3 protein-coding genes are annotated in these 1,412 nt (G+C 69.8%); 1 reads left to right on the top strand and 2 read right to left on the bottom strand.

Going from position 1 to position 1,412, the window contains the following annotated elements; all coding sequences use genetic code 11:
- The coding region (locus AC08OV_RS20190; RefSeq protein ID WP_476620112.1) for an SAM-dependent methyltransferase at window positions 1-512 on the top strand (512 nt) is incomplete at its 5' end.
- A gap of 124 nt (window positions 513-636) precedes the next feature.
- Here the strand turns inward: AC08OV_RS20190 and AC08OV_RS20185 are convergent.
- The gene (locus AC08OV_RS20185) at window positions 637-924 is read right to left on the bottom strand and encodes a hypothetical protein (RefSeq protein ID WP_476620111.1); all 288 of its coding nucleotides are present in this window, start codon (window positions 922-924) and stop codon (window positions 637-639) included.
- Window positions 925-1,037: 113 nt separating this feature from the next.
- Window positions 1,038-1,412, bottom strand: a 375-nt coding sequence (locus AC08OV_RS20180; RefSeq protein WP_476620110.1) for an ATP-binding protein, incomplete at its 5' end; no start/stop codon positions are given.

Here is a 1,412-nt window from a genome sequence, read left to right as displayed (position 1 = left end):
CCCTCACAGCGAAGTGTGCATACAACCCGACTTGCAACGATCCCCTCGTCTTGGCCCACGCCCGCGCGCTGCTCGTCAGCTCCCCTGAGGGGGCCACCGCCTACCTCGACGCCGACCTTCGCGACCCGGAGAAGATCCTGGGGCTCGCGGCGCAGACCCTCGACTTCAGTGAACCCGTTGGCTTGGTCCTCACATCGGTGTTGGGACTGATCCCGGAGCTCGACGAGGCCACCTCGATCGTGCGCACCTTGCTGGCGGCCCTCCCCTCGGGAAGCCACCTGATTGTCGACGATGGCACGGCCGACCCGGACAGCGAGCAGATCCTGGAGATGAAAGAACTCTCCGACGGCTACGAGTACAGCTATCGAACCAAGGAGACTATCGGCGCATTCTTCGACGGCCTCGAACTCCTCGAGCCAGGCATCGTTTCCCCGCCACACTGGCGAAACGACCCTGGGTCGACCGAACCCGTCGCAAGGTTCCAGTCATGCGGCGTTGGGCGTAAACCCTGATGCGCCCGTGGGGCCCCTCAAAACCCTGCCGCCCCTCAACGGAGTAGAAGGCCGCACTTCGCCGCCGTAAGCCAGTGCCCGGCACCCGCTGTAGGGTCGCTGTCCGTTGATGACGGCCGGCACGCTATCCAGGGTCGGATGCGGCTCCCGGCGTCCGCTGCGCCGGCACGCGGTACCGAGCGGGTGAGCGGGCCACACCACGGCCGGCCGGGCCGGCGAGCAGGGTGACAGCGGCGATGTTGATCTGTGTGCGGGCGGCGTCCAGGCCGTCCTGGTTCTGCGCGGTGTCGTAGCGGTCGAGGGCTGCCCGCAGCGCGGCCCATGCCGGTGATGCCGGGTCGATGGGCGGCGTGAACGCGGCGAGCGTCCGTGCGACGTCTGCCGGTGGTGTGACCTCGGACAGGGCTGCCATGCGCGCGATGAGAACGAGCGGGCGCAGCCTGACGGGAACGAGCGGGGCCTCGGGGTTCAGACGACCCGTACGGTCTGCATCATCCGGCCGGCGCTGGCGGGCGGGATCGGCCATCACAGGCGCCCCGGCTGTCCCGCCGCCGCGATCGGCGGGCGTTTCCTCGGCGGGGCAGCCGTAGCGTGGGGAAGGTGCCAGTCATCCAAGGCCCGTAGCCCGTCGGCGACCCGGCGCAGCAGGGCCGGGTCGTCCTCGAAGGTCACCGGTATGAGCGGGTCTGGGGTGGGCTGCGGTGTGCGCTGGTCCAGCTGCCCGGCCTCGATCCGCGGCTGCGTGGGCTGCGGGAGGTTGGCGCGCAGCGCCGCCCAGACGACCTTTCCTCCCGATTTCGCCCGATACCAGGACCATCGGCTGCTGAGCGCGTTGACGAGGAGCAGACCGCGCCCGTCCTCTCCGTCGGAGTCCGGATCCCGAAGGACAGGCGCGGCGGC

It is taken from the genome of Frankia sp. CeTa3Moorea (assembly GCF_978021225.1).
This window is presented reverse-complemented; position numbering and strand designations above follow the sequence as displayed.